17 protein-coding genes are annotated in these 18,488 nt (G+C 37.1%); 13 read left to right on the forward strand and 4 right to left on the reverse strand.

What is annotated here, in order from left to right:
* The first annotated feature begins 1 nt into the window (after window position 1).
* From B091_RS0106090 to B091_RS0106120, 7 genes are all read left to right on the forward strand, one after another.
* On the forward strand, window positions 2–565 hold the full coding sequence (locus B091_RS0106090; protein ID WP_018109126.1) for a bifunctional nuclease family protein: 564 nt from the start codon (window positions 2–4) through the stop codon (window positions 563–565).
* A gap of 6 nt (window positions 566–571) precedes the next feature.
* A complete protein-coding gene (locus B091_RS0106095) occupies window positions 572–1,267 on the forward strand; it encodes a 16S rRNA (uracil(1498)-N(3))-methyltransferase (RefSeq protein WP_018109127.1) in 696 nt (231 codons plus the stop codon).
* A 10-nt stretch (window positions 1,268–1,277) separates the two neighbouring features.
* Window positions 1,278–2,840: a DUF4836 family protein gene (locus B091_RS0106100; RefSeq protein WP_018109128.1), complete on the forward strand. Its 1,563-nt coding sequence runs from the start codon at window positions 1,278–1,280 to the stop codon at window positions 2,838–2,840.
* A 111-nt stretch (window positions 2,841–2,951) separates the two neighbouring features.
* Window positions 2,952–3,674: a DUF4836 family protein gene (locus tag B091_RS0106105; RefSeq protein ID WP_018109129.1), complete on the forward strand. Its 723-nt coding sequence runs from the start codon at window positions 2,952–2,954 to the stop codon at window positions 3,672–3,674.
* Window positions 3,671–4,507 carry a DUF4836 family protein gene (locus B091_RS0106110; protein ID WP_018109130.1) on the forward strand — a complete coding sequence of 279 codons (837 nt, stop codon included), beginning with the start codon at window positions 3,671–3,673 and terminating at the stop codon, window positions 4,505–4,507. The genes B091_RS0106105 and B091_RS0106110 overlap by 4 nt, the downstream gene beginning before the upstream one ends.
* A gap of 56 nt (window positions 4,508–4,563) precedes the next feature.
* On the forward strand, window positions 4,564–5,208 hold the full coding sequence (locus B091_RS0106115) for an ATP-binding cassette domain-containing protein (protein WP_018109131.1): 645 nt from the start codon (window positions 4,564–4,566) through the stop codon (window positions 5,206–5,208).
* Window positions 5,209–5,211: 3 nt separating this feature from the next.
* Window positions 5,212–6,411, forward strand: a complete 1,200-nt coding sequence (locus tag B091_RS0106120) for an FtsX-like permease family protein (protein WP_018109132.1) — start codon at window positions 5,212–5,214, stop codon at window positions 6,409–6,411.
* A gap of 95 nt (window positions 6,412–6,506) precedes the next feature.
* On the opposite strand, the gene B091_RS0106125 is transcribed toward B091_RS0106120, so the two are convergent.
* Genes B091_RS0106125 through B091_RS0106140 form a run of 4 tightly spaced genes read right to left on the reverse strand, consistent with a single transcriptional unit; the run spans window position 6,507 to window position 10,658 of the window.
* Window positions 6,507–7,382 carry a glycine betaine ABC transporter substrate-binding protein gene (locus tag B091_RS0106125; RefSeq protein WP_018109133.1) on the reverse strand — a complete coding sequence of 292 codons (876 nt, stop codon included), beginning with the start codon at window positions 7,380–7,382 and terminating at the stop codon, window positions 6,507–6,509.
* A 21-nt stretch (window positions 7,383–7,403) separates the two neighbouring features.
* Window positions 7,404–8,246, reverse strand: coding sequence for an ABC transporter permease (locus B091_RS0106130; RefSeq protein WP_018109134.1), 843 nt, complete (start codon window positions 8,244–8,246; stop codon window positions 7,404–7,406).
* Window positions 8,243–9,469: a quaternary amine ABC transporter ATP-binding protein gene (locus B091_RS0106135; protein WP_018109135.1), complete on the reverse strand. Its 1,227-nt coding sequence runs from the start codon at window positions 9,467–9,469 to the stop codon at window positions 8,243–8,245. Before B091_RS0106135 ends, B091_RS0106130 begins: the two co-directional genes overlap by 4 nt.
* 34 nt (window positions 9,470–9,503) lie before the next feature.
* Window positions 9,504–10,658, reverse strand: coding sequence for a hypothetical protein (locus B091_RS0106140; RefSeq protein WP_051069800.1), 1,155 nt, complete (start codon window positions 10,656–10,658; stop codon window positions 9,504–9,506).
* A 465-nt stretch (window positions 10,659–11,123) separates the two neighbouring features.
* Between B091_RS0106140 and B091_RS0106145 the strand changes: the two genes are divergently transcribed.
* The 6 genes from B091_RS0106145 to B091_RS0106170 all read left to right on the forward strand — a co-directional run bounded on the left by B091_RS0106145 (window position 11,124) and on the right by B091_RS0106170 (window position 18,148).
* On the forward strand, window positions 11,124–12,308 hold the full coding sequence (locus tag B091_RS0106145) for a C1 family peptidase (protein WP_018109137.1): 1,185 nt from the start codon (window positions 11,124–11,126) through the stop codon (window positions 12,306–12,308).
* Window positions 12,309–12,416: 108 nt separating this feature from the next.
* Window positions 12,417–12,974, forward strand: coding sequence for a DUF3575 domain-containing protein (locus tag B091_RS0106150; protein WP_238319399.1), 558 nt, complete (start codon window positions 12,417–12,419; stop codon window positions 12,972–12,974).
* A gap of 413 nt (window positions 12,975–13,387) precedes the next feature.
* On the forward strand, window positions 13,388–15,772 hold the full coding sequence (locus B091_RS0106155; protein ID WP_018109139.1) for an anaerobic ribonucleoside triphosphate reductase: 2,385 nt from the start codon (window positions 13,388–13,390) through the stop codon (window positions 15,770–15,772).
* Entirely contained in the window at window positions 15,772–16,245 is a 474-nt protein-coding gene (nrdG, locus tag B091_RS0106160) for an anaerobic ribonucleoside-triphosphate reductase activating protein (RefSeq protein ID WP_018109140.1), read from the forward strand. The genes B091_RS0106155 and nrdG overlap by 1 nt, the downstream gene beginning before the upstream one ends.
* 109 nt (window positions 16,246–16,354) lie before the next feature.
* The gene (locus B091_RS0106165) at window positions 16,355–16,930 is read left to right on the forward strand and encodes a hypothetical protein (protein ID WP_018109141.1); all 576 of its coding nucleotides are present in this window, start codon (window positions 16,355–16,357) and stop codon (window positions 16,928–16,930) included.
* 141 nt (window positions 16,931–17,071) lie between these two features.
* The gene (locus B091_RS0106170) at window positions 17,072–18,148 is read left to right on the forward strand and encodes a hypothetical protein (protein WP_018109142.1); all 1,077 of its coding nucleotides are present in this window, start codon (window positions 17,072–17,074) and stop codon (window positions 18,146–18,148) included.
* Window positions 18,149–18,488 lie beyond the last annotated feature (340 nt).

Below are 18,488 nucleotides of genomic sequence, written 5' to 3' on the forward strand. Positions count from 1 at the left end.
GATGAACGAAGTTGAGTTAAAAGTAAAACAGGTTTTTGAAAGCCAATCTAAAGTGGGAGCCTACGTGCTACTATTGGAGAAATTAGATGATACGGATAAACAACAAATACCCATTATTGTGGGTGAGAAAGAAGCTTATTCCATCTCTTGTGCACTTAATGGTATTCCTAACTTACGCCCTTTGACTCACGACTTGATGACTACTTGCATTCAGTTTTTGGATGGAAACTTGACTCGTGTTGTGATTTATAAGGTAGAAGGTGGAATCTATTTTTCGCATATTTATCTAAATAAGGAAAATCAGTTTACGCGAGTTGATTCACGAACTTCTGATGCGATAGCCTTAGCCCTACGTTTTAATGTTCCTATTTATATAGATCAGGAAATCTTAGAGGCTGAGAGTATTGAAGTTGTTCTTGATGTTGATAAGGTTATGCTCACTGATGAGCCAAAACCTCTTACTCCATCAAAAGAAGACCTTCAAAATCAGTTAGACAAGGCCATCAGTCAGGAAGATTATGAGTTGGCGTCTGTTTTGAGAGACCAAATAGCCGAATTAGAATAAATTTTTATGCCAATATTTTATACACCCGATATATTAAAAAGTAATGAGCTTCCTCTAGAGGAAGCTCGTCATTGTTCTAGGGTTCTACGCCTGGTTGAAAGAGATCGAATTGATTTAGTCGATGGGTTAGGAGGCTTATACGAGGCCGAGATAGCACTGTCAAGTCCTAAAAAATGCCTGTTTAATATTTTAAAGACTACTGAGGTTCCACCCTCTACTGTATCTATTCATTTGGCGATGGGGCCTACTAAAAATATGGATCGCAACGAATGGGTTGCCGAGAAATGTACCGAGATTGGCTTATCGGAACTAACATTCCTAAACTGTCGATTCTCTGAGCGAAAGGTAATCAAAGACGATCGAGTAGAGAAGATTCTAGTTTCGGCTATGAAACAGTCCAAGCGTGCTCATTTACCTAAACTTCATGGGATGCTGAGTTTTAAAGAGTTTATAAGTCAGCCTTTTGATGGTCAGAAGTTTATAGCACACTGCTATGACGGCAATGAACTACTCCTAAAAAATGCTTATAAACCAGGATCCAATGCTTTAATTCTTATAGGACCTGAAGGTGATTTCAGCCCTGAGGAAATTGACTTGGCTCTCAAGTACGACTTTCAACCCATAAGCCTAGGGGATAGTAGGCTTCGTACAGAAACAGCTGCTGTTTTCGCCTGTAGTATGATCAATATTTTAAACCAATAACTTGTTATCAATGAAAAAAGAATTTCTTTCATTTAAGACTTTATGTCTACTGTTGTGTGTGGGTGTGTTTGCCTCATGCTCATCAAAGAAGTCGATCTATGAGACATTAATCCCGGTGAATGAGAAAAGCCTTGTGGCTGGTATAAAACTTAATCAGGTGTTAACAAAATCTGATATTAAAACTCTATTACCAGAAGACACTCGAGCTCAACTGCTATATGGAGCTATCCAAGAAGAAGGACTCCGGAACTTTGTTGCTGATTTAATTAATGATGCAGGCAAGACAGGACTTAACTGTGATAATAACACCTATGTTGTGCTAAGTCAAACCCAGACAGATGATTTTGATTTGGGTATTTACCTTTCTGTTGATGATTTGAGTAAACTCAATAAATATATAGCTAGTAACTCAATGTATGAGCTACAATCTGAGAAAGTGGGTAATTACAACCATGCGGTAGCTAATGTTTCAGGACAGCCACTAAATGTTTTGTACAACAAAGATATTTTTATGCTTACTTCTAGTGACGATCTAAAATCGAAAACTGAATCAAGTAAAACCCTGACAGCTTATAAATGGTCGGATAGCTTTAATAATAGTGATGATTTTACTTTGGTAGCCCAGTCGAACTTTATTCAAAATATCTCTCAGTTTTTTACAACCTTAATCGCTGGTTATCCAACCAATAATCTCTCTGGTATGGTCAATCTCCCTGATGGGTTATACCAATCCTTTAACTTAAACTTTGAAAAAGGTCAGGTTGTTTACTCTCAAAAGATGTTGTCTGAATCGGCCGAAGCTCAAAAAATCCTAGATGCAAGTGCAGCTGTATTTGGCAAATCATCAGATAAGTTTGTTTCTAATATTGCGGCGGATCCTTTTATGTATATTAATACATCTGTTCATGGAGATAAGATCCTTAGCTATTTAGAGATGGTTTTACCAGGTATACTTAGTGCTGATAAACTTGGTGAAGACAGTTTGGATAAACTTAAAGAGGGTTTAGATGGTGTTGATGGTGAATTTACGTTTGCTGTAAGTGATATAAATATAAACTTTTTAAAGCCTTCAGTTGATTTTAGTGTTTTTTGTGAGGCTAAGCCAAGCCTTTATCCTTTCCTGGTAAAACTAATCAAGGAGTCCAACTATGGTATGTCTGCTATTCAGTTTGAAACAGAAAATATTTTGACACTATCCGAACGTGGTTTTACGGTCTATTTAGTTAATGCTGGTGATCACATAATTCTAACTACAGATCAGGCGCTTTCCGAAAACCCATCTATGAAGATGGAATCTGATTTTAGCAAATCACGTTACTACAATAAGCAATCAGAAGAAATGTTCATTGTTCTTGATATCCAGAAGATATTAAATATACCAATGGTTCAAATGGCTTTGTCTAGTTTGTCTACCGACAAATATCCAGGTGTAGCTGACTTCATCTCTACGCTAGATTATGGTGAGGCCTCGGGTACAGCTACTGCTACCCAAACCAAGATTGTTTTAAAGAATAAAGAAGACAACTCTTTGAAACTTATAACTGCATTACTAAAGAGTTTAGCTCATTTGTAAAATAATATTGCAAGGATAATGTATTTCAGCCACTGCTAATAACTATATTAGCAGTGGCTTCTTGTTTTGTGTAAAGCCAATAAAACAAGTATTTTAAACCATAATCCGTAAATGAAAAAATCAAAATTAAGTATCAGATTATCTTTTCTGATTATAACTATTGCTCTTCTGAGTTCATGTGCCTCTCAAAAATACGAATCTCTTATAGGTGTTGAATCAAGCACCCTGCTTGTTGGTGTGAATATCAATCAGATGTTGGATAAGTCTGAGTATAAAAAATTGGCTTCTCAAGAGATTCAAGATAAAGTACTTAGTCAGTTAGGCCTAAACAAGCTGAGTGGACCAATTATAAATCCCTTTTTCTATTATCCCTGGCAGTCAGGATTGGATTATTCTAAACCCTTATACTTTATTGTCGATGGAGAATCTAAATCGTCAGAACGGTTTAGTCTTTATGGCGCAGTAAAAGATTATAAAAAACTAATAGCGTCTCTATCGGCAAGTGAAATCTTTGACGAGCAAACAGATAGTGTAGCCCATTTGGGTGGCTTTCGTTTTTATAAGGGAACGATGAAAAATGCAAATCTATTTGTAAACAAAGATATTTTAGTTTTAACCTCGAGTTCTGATATTGATCGTATAACCAAGCCTAAAGCTTCTCTTATGAGCCATGTGTGGTCGGGAGTTTTAAAGCCCAAGAACGATATCGTTGTGGTTTATAACATGGCAAACTTTCAAAAGCTAGTTAATACCTTTAGTCTTATAAATCCAGATTTTGCTCTTCTAAATATGATACCTGCTGCGCAAACTCTCTTTATGCAAGTTCGAGCTTGAATTTTGAGAAGGGTAAAGTTTCGCTTGCTCAAAATCTGTATGGTCAAGATGAGCAGGCAAAGACCTATATTGACAATCTCGATGCTGGTTTAACCAAGACTCGTGGCACATGGAATTCATATCTACCCGTTAATCCTCTTTTTTATTTAGAAGCGGGGATAAAGGGGGATCAATTGCATAACTTCTTAAATGATATACCTCAAATAACTCGTATTTTTATGGGTATGGGTGAATCTACCGCATCCAGACTAAAGGCTGCGCTATCTTCGGTAAATGGTGATCTTGTTTTATCCATGAATTCACTTGAGTTTAACCTGTATAAACCAGACTTTAATTTCAGTGCATTTGTAGAGTCAACTCCAGAGTTGCTTGATATCATTCTTGAAGAATTAAAAGAAAGTTCGTTAAGTTCACTCATTATTGAGAGTCAACCAGATAAACTGACCTTTGGTGATAAAGATTTAGTGCTGTTTATTACGCGAACAGATAAAGGTCTTATCATATCTAATAAGGATGGATTATCTGAAAGCTCAATGCTTCCTAAAGTTGAGAATATTTCAAGTGCCCGTTATGTCGGGAGGAAATCAATTGATATCAATTTTATAATAGATTTTAAGCAGATATTTTCTAATCCGATAATGCAGCTGGTTATGTCGGGCGTTCCCCAATATAAAGAAACTGGTTTTGATAAGTTATTTGAAGATCTGGATTATTTAAGAATTTCAGGTTCTCCGTCCTCTAATCTTACAGAGATGCTTATGACCAGTAAGGCAGATAATACACTGAAACTATTGATGGATGTCATATTAAAGGCTTCGAAATATGCCAAATAAAGCATTAAATAAGTTATATTCGTACTGGATTTTATTTATTAATTAGCATTTCTAAGATGGAGAAGATAATACTCAAACAAGCACTACCAGAGGTATTCGCTAAAGGAGAATGGGTCCAGTCTGATATTTGGCACCAAGAACTAGCTTTTAGTCGTGATTCAATATCACTCATTAAAGCTTCGTCGGGTACAGGCAAAAGCTCTTTGTTGAGCTATATATTTGGCTATCGTAAAGATTACCAAGGCATGATATTTTTTGACGATACTAATATCAGGCAGCTTGACTTAAAGCGTTGGAACAGTATTCGCCAAAAAGAATTAAGTATTATGTTCCAAGAGCTCCGACTTTTTGAAGAGTTATCCGCCATTGACAATGTCCTGATTAAAAACAAGCTAACACATTTCAAGTCCAAAAAGAAGATTATAGAGTTATTTGAGCGCTTAGGAATTGCTGAAAAGCTCAATTCACCTGTTGCCACACTCTCTTTTGGACAACGTCAACGTGTAGCCTTTATTAGAGCCTTGTGCCAACCTTATCAGTTTATTCTGCTCGATGAGCCTATTAGTCATTTAGATGTTGCCAATAGCAAGGTTTTATCTGATTTACTTTTTGAAGAGGCTTCAGCACAAGGTGCAGGTATTATTGTAACTTCTCTTGGTTATGAGTTGGAGTTGCCTTATTCTAACCACTATAAACTGTAAATTATGGTCTTTAAATTACTCAAACATAAGATAAGTAAGAATCAACTCTTTGGCTTTGCAATTGCCAACTTGGTGGGGCTAAGTATTATTCTTCTAGGAGTTCAAATTTATTCCGACTTGAATCCTGTTTTGTCTAGTAAAGACTCGTTTATTCAAGATGAGTATATTATCCTTACCAAGAATGTGAGCACGCTCAATACCTTCACCGGTAAGTCTCCTTCATTTTCTAAGCAGGAGATTGAGAGGCTTTATGATCAGTCGTTTATCGAGAAGGTTGGTCTCTTTGAAGCTTCACATTTTAATGTAAGAGCAAATATCAGTTTTGTTGGTAAGCAGTTTGGTATTGCTACCGATATGTTCTTTGAGTCGGTACCCAATGATTTTGTAGATATAAACCCTAAAGAGTGGAACTACAAAGCTGGTGATACTGAAATTCCAATTATTATTCCCAGATCGTATCTTGACCTCTATAATTTCGGTTTTGCTTCAGGCAAGAGCTTACCCAAAATATCAGAAGGCTTGATCAGCTCTATATTGCTAGATATTCAGCTTTCGGGTAATGGTAAGTTTGAATCTTATAAAGGTCGTATTGTAGGTTTCTCCAAACGATTGAATACAATTTTAGTTCCTGAGTCTTTCTTAGTAGATGCAAACAAAGAATTTAGTAATAACACCGAGGTACAACCGCTTCGTGTGATTATTAAAGTCAAGAATAGCTCTGATCCTGAGTTGGCTCAGTTTATTAAGAAGAATGGCTATATGGTTGATGGTAATCAGCTCGATACTGGTAGGGCACGCTATTTCTTGAATATCAGTGTTGGAATTGTCTTGTTTATTGGAATCTTGATTAGTGTTTTGGCTTGTTACGTGCTAATTTTAAGTATTTACCTATTGCTTGAAAAGAATATAAATAGTCTCGAAAACTTAGTTCTCTTGGGTTATCCAAATAAAGCTATTGTACGACCCTACTTCTGTATAACGTTTATACTTGTTACGCTGACCACGCTATTAGCTTTGCTCGTGACTTATCTTGGGCAACAAGCATATCTTCCTTTGATTGATAAAGTTACAAGCCAGACCGTCTCCAAAGGAGTTGACCTTTCGACTTGGATCTCTAGTGCACTGGTGTTTATTGCCATACTAGTGTTTAGTTATCTTGTTATCTCACGTAAGGTTGCACGAATTTCAGCTTTTAAACGATAAGGTTTTTTTGATCTTTACTTATAAACAAAGCCACTAACGTATTTAAACACTTTAGTGGCTTTGTTTATTCTAGATATATCTTTTTAATCCTAAGATTATTCTGCTTGAGCTTCTACCTTTTCAGGAATCCAGCTGTTTACAAGTTCTTGGTTATTCTTAATCCATGTTTTAGCTCCCATCGCTTCGGTTGGAGCATTGTCTACCTCATCCATAAGACTGCTTATTTGCTGGCTAGTAAAATTCATATTGCTGATAAGCTCTGCTGCAAATGGATCATCTTCTTTAAAGCCTTTTCTGAATACGCTTTTAATAACCTCTGCTTTTCCATAAACACCTTTGGGGTCTTCAAGGAATTTAAGGTCGAAGCGGCTAAACATCCAGTGAGGTTTCCAGCCTGTAACTACTACCCATTTATTGTCGGGTATAGCTTTCTGAAGCGAAGCCGTCATCATAGGTCCTGTAGCCGAAAGTAGATTTAAGTCTAGCTTGTAATCTTTTATAGCAATATCAGTGACAGTCATAATACCTGCCCCTGCATCGATACCTACAATCTCTTGGTCAAACTTATCTTTGTTGGCGTTTAATTCTTCTATTGAGTTAATGTTCACATAAGTTGGAACCACTAAGCCAATACTAGCTTCAGTAAATAGGTCACCACCAACTTCAATCTTGTCTCCGTATCTCTCGAAGTAGTCTTGATGAGTTACCGGTAACCAGGCATCTAAGAATACGTCGGCATCTTTTTTAGCTAATGCTGCAAAAACAGGAGCTACATCGGCATTTTTGAGTTGTACCTTATAACCTTGCTCTTCTAATATAGCCTTGGCTAGATAGGTCATCGAAATACCTTCAGCCCAGTTTACATATGCGATGCTTATCTTTTTCTTATTTCCCATATTACCACATGAAGCTAAAATTAATGTAGCGACAAGGAGTAGTATGGCCTTCTTGAAATGTTTCATTTGAGTCATCTTTATATTTTAATAATGTTATTATTTCTTCTTCTTTTTGTTCTTGTTGTTGGCAAGTCCTTGCGTAATACGGTCAAGTATGATGGCTAAAATAACCACGGCGATACCACCTTCAAACCCTAAACCGATTTTCATCTGTGTAATACCTTTGAGTACAATCTCTCCAAGACCTCCAGCTGCAATCATTGCGGCAATAACAACCATTGACAACGACATCATAATGGTTTGATTAATACCCGTAAGGATTGTCGGTAGTGCTAATGGTAGTTGTACCTTGAAAAGTAGTTGTGAGCGAGTTGCTCCAAGTGAAGTTGTTGCTTCGACAATACTTTCGGGTACCTGACGAATCCCAAGTCCGGTAAGACGAACTACAGGAGGCATGGCAAAAATCACTGTAGCAAAAGCTCCAGGGACTGGTCCTAAACCAAAAAATAGTACAGCCGGAATCAGATAAACGAAAGCTGGCATGGTTTGCATAAAGTCAAGTATTGGGCGTAGAACCGTATGAGCACGATCACTATATGCAGTCCAAACTCCTAGTGGAATCCCGATGAGCAGAGCTATAAAGGTCGAAGAAAGCACTAGTGCTAAAGTCTCCATCGTAGCTTCCCAAAATCCCATTCCCCAAATCAAAAGTAGTCCTAGGACACTAAATATTCCTATGCCTATTCCCGATTTTCTCCAAGCAAGGAGAGCAATCAGAATAATCATAACCCAGAAAGGGACGATGTTTAGTACAAACTGCAATCCCTCAATAAAACCTCCCACACCCGTATTAAGGGCATCAAAAAATGAAGCAAAGTTTTCTGTGAGCCAATTGATGGCTACCTCTATGTATTTTCCTATATTAATTCTTTCAATCATAAATCTTGTGCGTTTTGAACCAACTGATCAATTTCTTCTTTATCTTTTCCTGTAACCTCAAATACCAATGACGATAAAGGCACAATTCCTTTGAACTCTTTATTTTCATCAACTACCCAAATAGGAGAGTTTGTTTTGGTCATCAGTGGAATGATATCTTCAATAATCGTGTCCTCATGAACGGTATGTGAATATTGTCTGATGATCGAGTCGATATGTTTCTCGTTTTGTTTTCTGAGTTGGAGCAGGTCTTTTAGATAAACCTCACCAATTAGTTTGTTCTCTTCATCTACAACGGGCAGAAGTGTTAGATTTCGTTTTCTCATCTTACGGATGATAACCTCAGGTCCTTCCTTCTTGAATCGTGCAACAATAGGATCTTTGAGCGAGATTGATGAAGCTGTTATAATTTTACTTCTGTCAACATTTTCAACGAAACTAGCGACATAATCGTCGGCTGGCTCTGTTAATATCTCCTCAGATGTACCTACTTGTACTATAACCCCGTCTTTCATGATGGCAATGCGGTCACCTAGCTTAATAGCTTCGTCTAAGTCGTGGGTAATAAATACAATGGTCTTCTTCATTTTAGCCTGAAGTGCCAATAATTCATCTTGCATTTGTGCTCGAATCAGTGGATCTAAAGCAGAGAAGGCTTCATCCATCAACAGTACTTCTGGGTCGTTAGCAAGGGCACGTGCTAGTCCGACACGTTGTTGCATTCCTCCCGAGAGCTCCGATACCATTTGGTCTTCATAACCTTTTAGACCAACAAGCTCCATCGAGTAGAGAGCTTTTTCGTCTCTTTGGCTTTTGTCTACACCTTGAAGCTCTAGACCAAAACCAATGTTCTCGAGTACGGTCTTGTGTGGAAGCAAACCAAAGTTTTGGAAAACCATGGCCATAACTTTACGACGTACTTCAAGTAGTTGCTTGTCGTTGGCTTTTGATATATCAGTCCCGTTGATGACAACCTCTCCGTGTGTAGGGTCAACTAGGCGATTGATGCAGCGTAGCAGTGATGATTTACCACTACCAGATAGACCCATGATCACGAAAATCTCGCCGTCATTAATGGTCAGGTTTGCGTTTTGTACAGCAATTGTACAGCCTGTATGCTTTAGAATGTCCGATTTACTTTTGCCTTTTTGAAGTTGATTAAAAGCTTTAGTCTTTTCGGCTCCAAAAATGAGGAATAAGTCTTTAATTTCTATTTTACTCATATATAATATGCTATAAGTTTATATTTATAATTGTTTAAAAGTAATAGCCCATATTGATGTTAAATCGGGCATTCCACTTACCTGATGGGTCACCTGAGGCAAAGCTTTCGTTCCACTCGTTGCCTAGCCATGCGTGGTTTTTACCCAGTGCATAATCGATATAGGTATATATTGGTCCGGTTGTTACTAAGACACCAGATACATTTTGATAACTGTTATTATATCCTTCTATTCGCTTATGGAGCATACTGAAATCATTGTAGATTCTGATATTGTCGAGTATGCCTTTATTGATGGGAATATCATAGGCTAAGGATATTAAGAACGTTTCGCCTTTTGATGCAACATTATAGTTTGCACCGTAGGCTCCCATGCTAACAAAGTCGCGGCTTAAAGAGTTTCCGTTTTCATCGACTCCTTTCTTAGGACTCATTGAATAAGATGAGTATTGTGCTTTTAGATCCCAGTTTTTGTAATTTGCAGTGTAATGGAAAGCAAAAGCTTTGCGAAAACCCATTTCTTCGGTGTCAATATTATAGAGTCCACCGATCATTCCAGAAGCTCCAACCTCTTGTTTGAATTCATTTCCCCAGTTATATGCTACTTGAATATTCCCTTGGTTAACCTCTTTGTCTCTTCCTCCAACGTCGTAAGCATATCTGTCGGGTGAAAGCTCCGTTTTATTTCCAAAGTCTAGTAGGTCTGAGTTTTTGAAAAAGGCTGCATAGAATCGCCAATTATTCTTTTGGAACTTATATTTAATACCCATATCAGAATCGTCTTCAAGTCCTATATAATAGTTGATATTAAAAAAGAAGTTGTTTGCCGTAGCTGGTAGAATACCAAATGGTGCTTGTGTAAGTCCTACTTGAATTTGGTGATTCTCGTTAAAGTTATAGCCGAACCAACCATCTTTAAGCATATTCCCTCCAGAACTTTTAGCGTAGAAACGGTATTCTGCTGCAAAGATTATCTTCTTGTAGCTACCCTTTAAGTTAAGTCTGAATACGTCAAAGCCAAAATCTCCTCCTTTTTTCTTACTATCTGTTTTCCAATCGGAGTAATTATAATTAAAACGTAGCGCACCGCCTAATTCAAATTCAGGTTTGTCCTGAGCTACGAGTATAGTTGTGGTTAATAGTAAATTTAAAAAAATAAAGGCAAAACATATTCTTTCCTTATAGTTCATAAAGTTGCAATTCTGGGGCATCTACTTAAAATCGATGTCCTATTTTGGTTTGTAAAAATGTATTTCTAAATATAGTAACTGAACGGGGCCAAAGAAGAAGAATAACGTGGATAAACTCCTAAAACGAACAGTAAAATTGTGGAGGAAAACAGAGCGTAAAGCGTTGGTTTTCCGATTACAATATCTACAAAGATACAAAAAATGAGGGTTCTCACAAATAGAGTTTAGTCTTATGTTGTCTATATGCTTGATATTCAGTATTATATTTAGTGTAATTAAATAATAGACTCTGTGGGTATTTCTATTTACACCTTAATATATAATATCAATAATTTTGAGGTTGCGTTCTTTTTGTGAGCAAAAAGCAAGCGTAATATGCGTATTTACTTTCTTAATAATAGGGTAGGCTTAGAGATTTATTTATCTTTGTGTTTTAAGGAATGATAATCAACTAAATTAATCAATATGAAAAAAATACTTCTAACTGTAGCTGCGTGCCTTTTAGGTTTCACTACTAAAGCTCAGGAAGTGAGCCCGCAAGAAGAGGGATTTCAGTTTACAACTATTAAAGAAAACCCCATTACTTCAGTTAAGAATCAAAATCGTTCAAGTACTTGTTGGAGCTTTTCTGGCATTGCGTTGCTTGAGTCTGAATTACTGCGTAAGGGTAAGGGTGACTTCGATTTGTCAGAGATGTTTATTGTTCATAACACCATGAGAGATCGTGCTAATCTTTATGTGCGCTTGCACGGTGATGGCTCTTTTTCTCCAGGAGGAAGTTTTTATGACGTTATTGCAACTATGGCTGATCAGGGTTTAGTTCCTCAAGAAGCGATGGAAGGAATTAAATATGGTGAGTCTGCACATAACCACAACGAGGTTGACGCTGTAGCTGGAGCTTATGTGAATGCTATTGCTAAGGGCAATTATAAAAAACTATCACCTATATGGAAAGATGGCCTAACAGCTATCTATGATACTTACTTGGGTGAATGTCCCGAAAACTTTACTTACAACGGCAAGGAATATACACCAAAATCATTTGCTGATGAATTGGATCTAAAAGCAGACGACTATATCTCTTTAACCTCTTATACTCATCATCCATTCTATGACAAGTTTATCTTGGAAATTCAAGATAATTGGAGAGGTGGTTATTCTTATAATCTTCCGATTGATGAATTGATGGAAGTAATGGACAATGCAGTTGATAAAGGCTATACAATTGCTTGGGGAAGTGATGTTAGTGAAGCAGGCTTCACACGTAACGGAATTGCGGTGATGCCCGATCTAGCGCGTACGGATCTTTCGGGATCGGATATGGCACGTTGGACTGGTATGACTCCTGCAGATAAGAGCAAAGAGGCGACTTCGAAACCAGGACCAGAGCTTTTAGCTACCCAAGAGATGCGCCAAGCAGCTTTCGACAACTGGGAAACAACAGACGATCACGGCATGCTTATTTATGGTACTGCTAAAGATCAAGAAGGTAACGAGTATTTTCTTGTGAAAAACTCATGGGGTACTGATAATAAATATAACGGTATTTGGTATGCATCAAAACCTTTTGTTCGTTACAAAACGATGAATATTGTACTTCATAAAGATGCTCTTCCTAAGCATATTGCAAAAAAATTAGGACTTAAATAGTTTTTCTTTAGAATAAGATAGAAGATGGCAAGTAAATATATATTTACTTGCCATCTCTTTAATGTCAGTATGGACATTATTGTTTCTAATAATATAAAATAAAACCCTGTGAAAAATCTATCGGTTAAAAGACTAATGGGCTTGATTCTCATGTCTTTGTTTATGTGTCAATATTCAGCAGCCCAAACACGATTAAAGGCTAATTTAGTGGCTTGGATGATTGGTATGCCCAACTTATCAGTAGAGACAAAACTTGCACGTCAGTGGAGTTTTAATGGTGAGCTACTCTATTCTCCTTGGAAAAGTATTGAGGGTAATCACTTTGAGTATCTTAAAATAATCCCGGAAGTAAGATTTTATCCCAAAGGCGTTTTTAACGGGTTTTATGTGGGTGGTTACGGCTCATTTCAATTCTTCGATATTACGAAGTGGAATTACTGGAATCAAGGAAAATATCAGAAAGGTAGAGGTTTTGCCCTTGGTTTGAGCCTAGGTTATTCTTATCAAATCAATGAGACTTGGGGTCTAGATGTTTATGCTGGAGCAGGTTGGCAAAACAGTCAATATAAAGGTTATAATTCTGATGGAACGATGTATAAAGGTTGGAATGGTAGTGGTGAGTGGCTGCCTTACCGGCTTGGTATAGCACTTACCTATCAGTTCTGAAAATAGCAAAGTCTAAAGCCTGTATTAATCATAATAGCTATGATTAATACAGGCTTTTTGATGTGTAAAAGTCAACAGTTTGTGTATGTCTAGTTTATCCTTTAGATGTTAAATAAGCACTGCTTATTGATTTTATTTGTTCTTCATTTTGGATAACTTAAATAATTATATATATGAACTAATTATCTTTTTTATCAACAGCTGAATGACGATTTATCTAAAATGTTTTTGACTATCTTTGTTGTTGAATTACTGATATATTATATACTTGTTTGGTAATGAGTGTAATAGATGGTATATTGTAATGGCTTGGTATTAGTGCTCTATCTCGTTATGTTAAATTATATAATGAGGTCTTGAAGTACTTAATTGTATAGAGTTATCCAAAAAGTAAATCTAATCATACTGTAATCATGGCTAGTGATGTGAAGTTAATTGTTAAAAGAGACGGTGGAAAAGAAGCTTTTTCATTCTCTAAAATCCAAAATGCCTTGGATAAAGCCTTTATGGCTAGTGGACTGAAATTCGAACTTGAGGTTTCATCAATTATAACTAATAGAGTAGTAGATCGGATTCAAACGGATACCGTTTCTGTCGAACAAGTTCAAGATTTAGTGGAATCTGAGCTTATGAAAAGCTATCCCGAGGTAGCCAAAAAATATATCTTATATAGAGATTGGCGAACTACTCAGCGTGAGAAAAAGACGAAGATGAAACATATTATGGATGGCATAGTTGCCATTGATAAAAATGACATCAATCTAAGTAACGCTAATATGAGTAGCCATACACCAGCAGGACAAATGATGACTTTTGCTTCCGAGGTTACCAAGGACTACACCTACAAATACCTTTTGGCTCAAGAATATGCCGAAGCTCATATTATTGGTGATATTCATATTCATGACCTTGATTACTATCCTACCAAAACCACAACTTGTATTCAATACGATTTAGATGATCTTTTCGAGCGTGGGTTTCGAACTAAGAATGGAAGTATACGTACACCTCAAAGCATTCAGAGCTATGCAACGTTGGCTACAATTATTTTTCAGACCAATCAAAATGAACAACACGGTGGTCAAGCTATTCCAGCTTTCGACTTTTTTATGGCTAAAGGCGTCCTAAAGTCTTTTCGCAAGCACCTTGTTGGCTTTATTAGTTTCTTTATATCACTCGATAACGATGAGTTGTTACTTGATAAGCAAGTCAAAAAGCTTGTTGGTGAACTTATCGATAGTATAGTTTGTACCGACGAAAAGATTGCTTTGCTCGAAAGTTCATTAGATGATCTAGGGATTGAAATCTCTAGGGTAGATTTAAATCGTGTGATTAAGAAAGCTTATGCACAAACCCGAAAAGATACGCATCAGGCTATGGAAGGCTTTATTCACAACCTGAATACGATGCACTCACGTGGGGGTAATCAGGTGGTATTTAGCTCAATTAATTACGGTACTGATACAACTCCCGAAGGCCGCATGGTAGTCGAAGAGCTACTCAAAAGCACCATTGAGGGCTTAGGGACCCGTGGAGAAATCCCTGTATTCCCTATTCAAATATTTAAAGTTAAAGATGGAGTAACCTATTCCGAATCGGATTACCAAAAGGCAATGCTCAACTTTGATGATGCACTGGAGGGTAAGATAGAGTTCGAGGCTCCTAATTTTGATCTTTTCCTGCAAGCCTGCCAAACTACGGCTAAAGCGTTGTTCCCTAACTTTATGTTTTTGGATACTCCATTTAATGTTAATGAAAAATGGCGTGCGGATGATCCTAAACGTTACAAATATGAATTGGCAACTATGGGTTGTCGAACTCGTGTCTATGAAGACTTACATGGTGAAAAAACTTCTCTAGGTAAAGGCAATCTCTCTTTCACAACCATGAATCTACCTCGCCTTGCTATTGAAGCACGTCGAAAGGCCGAATCTGAGGTAGGAGAAGGTAGTCAGGTTAGCGTTCTTGCCAAAAAGTATTTTCTCGACGATGTTAGAGACAAAGCAGCTCTTATTGGAGAGCAACTTTTTGCAAGATATCAATACCAACGTACAGCTTTGGCTCGTCAATTTCCATTTATGATGGCCAATGATGTGTGGAAAGGCGGAGGAGAGCTTGATCTCAATGATCAAGTAGGGGATGTGCTCAAGCATGGTTCTTTGGGCATTGGTTTTATTGGTGGTCATAATGCTATGGTTGCCCTGTATGGTCAGGGACATTCCAAAAATAAGGAAGCTTGGAATACTCTTTATCAAGCCGTAGGGGTAATGAATGAAGTTGCTGAGCGCCTGAAAGAAAAATACAACCTCAACTTCTCCGTTTTAGCTACACCTGCCGAAGGGCTGTCTGGTCGCTTTACTAAGATGGATCGTAAAAAGTACGGTTCTATCCCTGGGGTTACTGATCGTGATTATTACGTTAACTCATTTCATGTCGATGTAAAGGAACCTGTTACTATTCTTGAAAAGATTCGTTGCGAGGCACCGTTCCATGCACTAACAAAAGGTGGGCATATTACTTATGTGGAGCTTGATGGTGAGGCACAGAAAAACATTCGAGCTATAAGTAAAATCGTAAAGGTTATGCACGACGAAGGTATAGGGTATGGCTCAATAAATCACCCTGTAGATACTTGTCGTAAGTGTGGGTACAAGGGCGTTATATACGATAAATGCCCTGTTTGCAGCAGTGAGGCTATTTTCCGTATGCGTCGGATTACTGGTTACCTTACTGGAGATTTAGGTTCGTGGAATTCAGCCAAACAAGCAGAAGAGCACGATCGTGTTAAACACCACTAATGAATATACTTTATACCTACTCTGAAACGATTGTCGATGGTGAGGGGATCCGTTACTCAATCTATTTTGCAGGATGCCCCCACAATTGTAAGGGATGCCACAACCCTAGTGGGAGAGACCCCAAAGCTGGTAAACCTTTAACCGATGAGATGTTGACACAAATCATATCAGAAATTAATAATAATCCTCTGCTCGATGGCATTACGCTGTCGGGTGGAGATCCTTTTTATGACCCTAAGGGGATTCTTCCAGTGATCAAAAGACTCAAAGCTGAGACTGGTCTTTCTATTTGGTGCTATACGGGTTACCTTTACGAAGATCTTAAGCTTCGACCAGACAGCTGTGCTGTTCTCGATTATATTGATGTTTTAGTAGATGGTCCTTTTATTGAGTCAAAATACCTGCCTACACTCTCATTTAAAGGAAGCACCAATCAAAGGATTTTAGACCTATCGAAATATAAACAGCACTGAAATGTAGTACGTATGAAATATGGGGGAGTTAGTTTTTGATCTAAATTATTGGCTTTAAATCTGCACATGGCTAATAGTTTTCTTATATTCGTATCAAATAAAATGGCACATGAGAAAGAATTTATTTTTGCTCTTACTGTTTTTAGTCGTATCGGTAGGGGTCAAAGGTCAGTACCTTCAGAAAGGATTTTGGGGTGGATTTGAATTTGCCTATGGTTTATCTCTTTCGGACAAAGGGGACGCCTTCCGACAAAAATTTGGTAAAAATGCTCGGATGCAATTCGTTGATTTAAGAAGTATCTTTGGTTACTACATAACTAAAACAATATCTGTTGGTACTGGAGTTGGTGTTTCAACCTATTCAGACCCCCGAGTTAATCTTATTTCTGTTTTTCTAGACTTTAGGTACCATCCAATTTCAGCGGTCAATGAAAACTTCTATATTGGTTTTAATATTGGTACGGCTCTAGCTGACAATCAGAGTAAAATTGATCCTCGCCTTTTTTCAGAGATATTTATTGGCTATAAGTTGGTAGATATTGGCAATTTTACTTTAGCACCTTCTTTGGGTTATAGCTTCTATCGTTACACAATTGAGTCTTTCGCTTCTGATTTGTCTGCTGCTCATACTGATTTAACTCAACGCAGAAATGGCTTATTCCTCCGTTTAAGTCTCACTTACTAACCAATTAACAAGAATATTGTAGATTTATTTATTCTTCTATTAAGTATAACTTTAAAAACTAATTAGCTACTTTTATGCTTCTATATATATATATATATATATATATAAGCATGGCATGTTTTTTAAATTATAAATTAGTATATGAATAAGAGCTTTCTACTGACATTAGCTGCTTTCTTTGTGGCTAGTGGTTTCAATTCCGCACAAGCACAAACCAATGATTTATCTCAAAATAGTTTGTTAGGTCCTGTAAAAACAATTGATATTACCGAGTATGAACCTGTAAAGTCTGGTAAGAAATGGGTACCTGGTGCAAAGCTTACAGGTACTTATATGGCTTTTGATGCTCAAGGAAACATGATAGAAGAGATACTTCGTGGTAGTAATAATGAAGTGTTGTATAGTACCAATATACAACCGTTTGATAACGGTAAATATGTTGAATACAAAAGATTTAGTGATGGTGGCGAATTAATGACTTCTGAGAGTGGACGTCTTGATAAGAACGGTCAGATATTGAGTATGAAGACTTATACAGCTAATCAAAAGTTGACTTCGTATATTAAATCTCATTTTGACTCTAAAGGGAATGTACTGAAAACCTTTCTTTACGATAGCAATAACTCTATTATCAACTCTAAAGAGTATGGTTATGATAATAACTCTCGTTTGAGTTTTATTAAGTTTAAACTTGAGGGTGGTGAAGAGTATGTTGAGACTTACGATTACGACAACAAGGGCCAACTTCTAAATGTCAAAACGATTAAGGCTGATGGTACAGTTGTTTCTGAAACAAACTATGAATACGATAGCGATGGCAAGTCTAAAGTGACTTTTTATCCTTCACTACACAATTCACATGAACACCAAATTACAACCTTTAATGTTGACGGTACAATAAAAGAACTTATCTATAAGGATCGTGAAAAGAGCACTATCCGAAGAGAGCTTTATACTTATTACACTAAAGGAAAATTATTCAAGGTTGAGGCTTTTGAAAAATTTGAAGATGGTGATGAATTGATTCCTGTTTATATGATTAACTACGATCAATATGGAAAGGAAATTGATCGTGTAATTTATGGAGTGAATGGATCAGTTGATAAAAACATCGAAACAACTTATCTTGTAGATGAGCAAAACAATTGGATTGAAAAGGTAGAACGTGATAACGGTGATGCTATATCCATCGAACGCAGAAGAATATTCTACTTCTAATTTATCCTCTATGTTAAAATACAGATAAGACAAAGCCCCTAAAATAGTAATCTAGACACTGTCTCAGGAAGTGTGTAAGTAAATTAAGCTTGGGTTGGGTTATTGTTATAGCCTGACCCTTTCTTTGTAAATAATTAGGAACTGATTTAAAGACACTGTCTCAGGAAGTGTGTAAGTTAAAATGATCGGCTTGGGTTGGGTTATTGTTATAGCCTGACCCTTTCTTTGTAAATAATTAGGAACTGATTTAAAATTATGCCCCAGTCCCTGATAGGCATTGACCACTTCTTTGTGGCCTCTCTAACGGCTAAATATACTGATTTCATCACAGAATCATCGG

Source organism: Bacteroides propionicifaciens DSM 19291 = JCM 14649 (assembly GCF_000375405.1).
Taxonomy (GTDB): domain Bacteria; phylum Bacteroidota; class Bacteroidia; order Bacteroidales; family Bacteroidaceae; genus Bacteroides_E; species Bacteroides_E propionicifaciens.

Excerpts from the sequence above, each read along its gene's own strand:
- B091_RS0106135 (WP_018109135.1), bottom strand. The coding sequence starts at position 9,469 with ATGAGTAAAATAGAAATTAAAGACTTATTCCTCATTTTTGGAGCCGAA.
- B091_RS0106130 (WP_018109134.1), bottom strand. The coding sequence starts at position 8,246 with ATGATTGAAAGAATTAATATAGGAAAATACATAGAGGTAGCCATCAAT.
- B091_RS0106145 (WP_018109137.1), top strand. The coding sequence starts at position 11,124 with ATGAAAAAAATACTTCTAACTGTAGCTGCGTGCCTTTTAGGTTTCACT.
- B091_RS0106115 (WP_018109131.1), top strand. The coding sequence starts at position 4,564 with ATGGAGAAGATAATACTCAAACAAGCACTACCAGAGGTATTCGCTAAA.
- nrdG (WP_018109140.1), top strand. The coding sequence starts at position 15,772 with ATGAATATACTTTATACCTACTCTGAAACGATTGTCGATGGTGAGGGG.
- B091_RS0106170 (WP_018109142.1), top strand. The coding sequence starts at position 17,072 with ATGAATAAGAGCTTTCTACTGACATTAGCTGCTTTCTTTGTGGCTAGT.
- B091_RS0106125 (WP_018109133.1), bottom strand. The coding sequence starts at position 7,382 with ATGACTCAAATGAAACATTTCAAGAAGGCCATACTACTCCTTGTCGCT.
- B091_RS0106105 (WP_018109129.1), top strand. The coding sequence starts at position 2,952 with ATGAAAAAATCAAAATTAAGTATCAGATTATCTTTTCTGATTATAACT.
- B091_RS0106120 (WP_018109132.1), top strand. The coding sequence starts at position 5,212 with ATGGTCTTTAAATTACTCAAACATAAGATAAGTAAGAATCAACTCTTT.
- B091_RS0106100 (WP_018109128.1), top strand. The coding sequence starts at position 1,278 with ATGAAAAAAGAATTTCTTTCATTTAAGACTTTATGTCTACTGTTGTGT.
- B091_RS0106140 (WP_051069800.1), bottom strand. The coding sequence starts at position 10,658 with ATGAACTATAAGGAAAGAATATGTTTTGCCTTTATTTTTTTAAATTTA.
- B091_RS0106095 (WP_018109127.1), top strand. The coding sequence starts at position 572 with ATGCCAATATTTTATACACCCGATATATTAAAAAGTAATGAGCTTCCT.
- B091_RS0106155 (WP_018109139.1), top strand. The coding sequence starts at position 13,388 with ATGGCTAGTGATGTGAAGTTAATTGTTAAAAGAGACGGTGGAAAAGAA.
- B091_RS0106090 (WP_018109126.1), top strand. The coding sequence starts at position 2 with ATGAACGAAGTTGAGTTAAAAGTAAAACAGGTTTTTGAAAGCCAATCT.
- B091_RS0106165 (WP_018109141.1), top strand. The coding sequence starts at position 16,355 with ATGAGAAAGAATTTATTTTTGCTCTTACTGTTTTTAGTCGTATCGGTA.